General features: G+C 69.1%; 4 protein-coding genes and 1 riboswitch. All 4 genes read right to left on the bottom strand.

Annotated features, from left to right (window positions below; genetic code table 11):
- Positions 1 to 312, bottom strand: a 312-nt coding sequence (locus C5O18_RS07665) for a hypothetical protein (RefSeq protein ID WP_146089277.1), incomplete at its 3' end; no start/stop codon positions are given.
- Positions 313 to 388: 76 nt separating this feature from the next.
- The gene (locus C5O18_RS07660; RefSeq protein WP_105192891.1) at positions 389 to 964 is read right to left on the bottom strand and encodes a TMEM165/GDT1 family protein; all 576 of its coding nucleotides are present in this window, start codon (positions 962 to 964) and stop codon (positions 389 to 391) included.
- A 2-nt stretch (positions 965 to 966) separates the two neighbouring features.
- Positions 967 to 1,143, bottom strand: a riboswitch (yybP-ykoY riboswitch).
- A gap of 10 nt (positions 1,144 to 1,153) precedes the next feature.
- On the bottom strand, positions 1,154 to 2,260 hold the full coding sequence (locus C5O18_RS07655; RefSeq protein ID WP_105192889.1) for a fatty acid desaturase: 1,107 nt from the start codon (positions 2,258 to 2,260) through the stop codon (positions 1,154 to 1,156).
- 123 nt (positions 2,261 to 2,383) lie between these two features.
- Positions 2,384 to 3,391: an AraC family transcriptional regulator gene (locus C5O18_RS07650; protein ID WP_158249300.1), complete on the bottom strand. Its 1,008-nt coding sequence runs from the start codon at positions 3,389 to 3,391 to the stop codon at positions 2,384 to 2,386.
- Between the last annotated feature and the right edge of the window lie 48 nt (positions 3,392 to 3,439).

Raw genomic sequence — 3,439 nt, 5'->3', positions numbered from 1 at the left:
GGCCATGGTGTAGTTCATCTGCTGCTGCGGCAGGTCGGTGACCAGTATCTCCTCCAGCTGGTCGATGACCTGGTCCACGTCCGGGCGCCAGTCGCTGATCGCCTGCGAGGCGGCGCGGGCCTGCTCGTCGCGCGGGTCCTCGATCGTGTCCTCTTCGTCTGCCGTGGTGTCGGCGCCGCCCTCATGCGACTCGGCGGTGGCCGTGTCGTCGGCCGGATGACCCAGCAGCAGCGGCACGCCGTGGAACAGCGCGGCCACCAGCGTGAGGGCCAGCAGGGACTGCAGCACGGGCTTGAGGAAACGGCTGAACATGGTGGCTCCGGATCGCACGGGCGAGGCCGGTCAGCATAGCGCAGGCCGGCCCCGCCCGTGAAATCCGTTCAGCCGGTCACAGCCCGAGCCCGGCGCCGGCACCGGCCAGGGTGGCGATGCCGAGGATGGCGAAGATCAGCGCCGCGATGCCGTGCACCAGGCGCACCGGCATGCGCTCGGCGATGCGTTCGCCGAGCAGCACCGCCGGCACGTTGGCGATCATCATGCCCAGCGTGGTGCCGATCACCACCATGGCGAAGTCCTGGTACTGGGCCGCCAGCGCGACGGTGGCGATCTGCGTCTTGTCGCCCATCTCGGCGAGAAAGAAGGCGATCAGCGTGGTGCCGAAGACGCCGAAGCGGGTGACGGCGGCGGTGTCGTCGTCGATCTTGTCCGGAATCAGCGTCCACACCGCCATGGCGATGAACGACAGGCCCAGCACCCAGCGCATCAGCTCCGGGCTGGCCAGTCCGGTGATCCAGGTCCCGATGGCGCCGGCGAAGCCGTGGTTGGCCAGGGTCGCGACCAGGATGCCGAGGATGATCGGCAGCGGCTTGCGGAAGCGGGCGGCGAGGATGAAGGCGAGCAACTGGGTCTTGTCGCCGATTTCGGCGAGGGCGACGATGCCGCTGGAGACGAGGAAGGCTTCCACGCAGAACTCCCTGGCCGGAGATAACCGATGACCACGCCCCTCCCGGCCAGAAATCCGAGGTGGCATGGTCAAAGGTCTTGCCAGGTTCGCGAACTGCCTGCGCCATGGCCGCGAGGCCAAGTGTGTTGACGCAGGCCCCCGCGATTGACGCGGGTCGGCTACTCCCCAATGACGGTGTGGATTCTAGGCTCAGCCGGCGGCCATGTCCATGGCCGGTGCCGTGCCTTCGGCGCGGCGGAAGCGGTTGGCGCGCCGGAAGGTGCCGAAATCGTTGAAGCGCACGCCCATCTCGCGCATGACCCGGTGCGCCGCGCCGGCGTTCCACTGACGGATGTAGAACGGCTCCTTGACCGCGAAGTGGTGGATGGCGTGCGTGCTGCCGAAGTTGAAGCAGAACAGCTGCAGCGGCATCAGCCACCAGGGGTTGAGGACCTGGCACTGCTGCATCACGTTGCGGGCCTCGACATCGCCGTAGTAGTGCATGTTCGAGCTGATGAAGTGCAGGCAGAAGGTGCGCAGCAGGCAGGGCAGCATGTAGACCACGGCGAAGACGTCGAGCCAGCCGAGGGCGGTCGCGGCCCAGGCCGGCAGCGCCACGGACGCGCCGGCCAGCGGCAGCGCGAACAGCGCCAGGTGCGCCACCACCCAGGCGTGGAACAGCGCGTAGTAGAGCGTGCCCAGCGGGAAGTAGGCGTGCAGCTGTTCGCGGCCCATGGCCTTCGCCGCCGCCGCCGATACCGGCTTCTGTGCCCGGATGTAGGCCTTGGTGGCGCGGAGCATGGTCTTCGGGCGCAGGTACACGGCCAGCATGTTGTCGCCGAGCATGAAGAAGCGGCGCAGGCCCCAGCGTTCGCCGTTGGTGATGCCGCGCTCCTCCAGGTCGGACTCGGTGCCGGAGAACTTGTGGTGGTGCAGGTGCAGCTTGCGGCGCAGGAACGGGCTCACCGTGCTGGCGCGCGCCAGCCAGCCCAGCGCCAGCATGAGGTCGTTGGCCCACGGCTTCTTGCGGAAATACATGAGATGGATCAGGTCGTGCTCCAGCTCGTGGATGAACGACGCGAAGATCGCCGTCACCGGTACGCAGACCCACCACGGGATCAGTCCCTGCACGTAGAGCGCGCCGCTGGCGATCATGCCCAGCAGCGACACCGCCATGATGGTGGCGCCGATGGCGTCCTGGTGCTTCAGCCAGGGGTGACGCGCGCGCAGGGCGACGCCGGCGGCGAGCACGGTGTCCTTGATGTGTTCGGCCTTGCGGGCATCGCTCAGGGTGGCCGGGTCGGGGCGTTCGTTCATGGGACCTCCTCGGTTCGGCGCGGGTCGGCGCGCGGTCGTGCCGGCCATGCGGCGGCCGGGTCATGCGCCAAGCTTAGGAGGGCCATGCCCGCAGGCATCAGGGGTGAATGTGCCGAAAATCTGTCATATCGGNTTGCGGAAGGCGCGGGTGAAGTTGGCCGGGTCGCCGTAGCCCACGGCCCGGGCGACCTGATCCACCGAGAAGGCGGGGTTGGCCAGCAGGCGCAGGATGTCGCGCGTGCGCGCCTCGTCGAGCAGGTCCTGGAAGCCGGATGCCTCTTCCTGCAGCCGGCGCTTCAGCGTGCGTGTCGACAGGTGCAGCTGCTCGGCGATACGTGCCAGATCCGGGTAGCTGCCGCCGCGGCAGACCAGGCGCGCACGCACCTGCGCCGCCAGCGATTCGCGGCGCGGCTGGCTGGCCAGCTCCTGCTCGCACTGGGCGATGGCCATCTGCGCGCCGAGCGGGTCGGCGGTGGCGATGGGCTGATCCAGCAGCAGCGCGGGAAAGCGGATCTGCGTGGCCTCGCGGTCGAAGAGGAGGCGCGGCAGCCGCTCGCGGTAGCGCGCGTAGTGCGCCGGCTCCGGGTAGGGCACGTGGATGGTGGTGCGCCAGCTGCGCGGCGGCCGGTCGCCGGCGACCAGGCGGCTGAACAGGCAGCACAGCTCGACCAGCACGATGTCGAAGGTGAAGGTGTGCAGCGGGCCCAGCGACACCGCTTCGCGCAGGTCGATGACCACTTCGTCGCCCTCGATGCCGATGTCGCTGTGGAACAGCGGCACGCGCGCCTGCAGGTAGCGCTGCCCGAGCGTGATGGCATCGCGCAGGGTGGCGCAGCTCATCAGTCCGAAACCGACGAAGCCGTGCTTGGTGAGCTGGCTGCGCAGCCCCAGTTCGTAGGCGATGCCGGGGTCGCCGTCGAGGCGCAGGGCGTTGGCGAGCATGGCGGCGTACTGCCAGCCGGCGATGCGCTCGCGCTGGTCCTGCAGCTGCATGGCGCCGAGGCCGGTGCCGGCGAGCAGGGCGGCTTCGTCGTGGCCGCGCTCGCGCAGCAGCGACAGCAGGAAGTAGCCGTAGGCGGCCGGCAGTGTCAGGTCGCCGCGCAGGGCATCCGTGATCTCGTTCTTGTTCATGGCCGCCATGGTAGTGCCCGGGTGTGGCATCGCACCACCCGTCAGACG

This window comes from Amnimonas aquatica (assembly GCF_002943415.1).
Taxonomy (GTDB): domain Bacteria; phylum Pseudomonadota; class Gammaproteobacteria; order Pseudomonadales; family Moraxellaceae; genus Perlucidibaca; species Perlucidibaca aquatica_A.
This window is presented reverse-complemented; position numbering and strand designations above follow the sequence as displayed.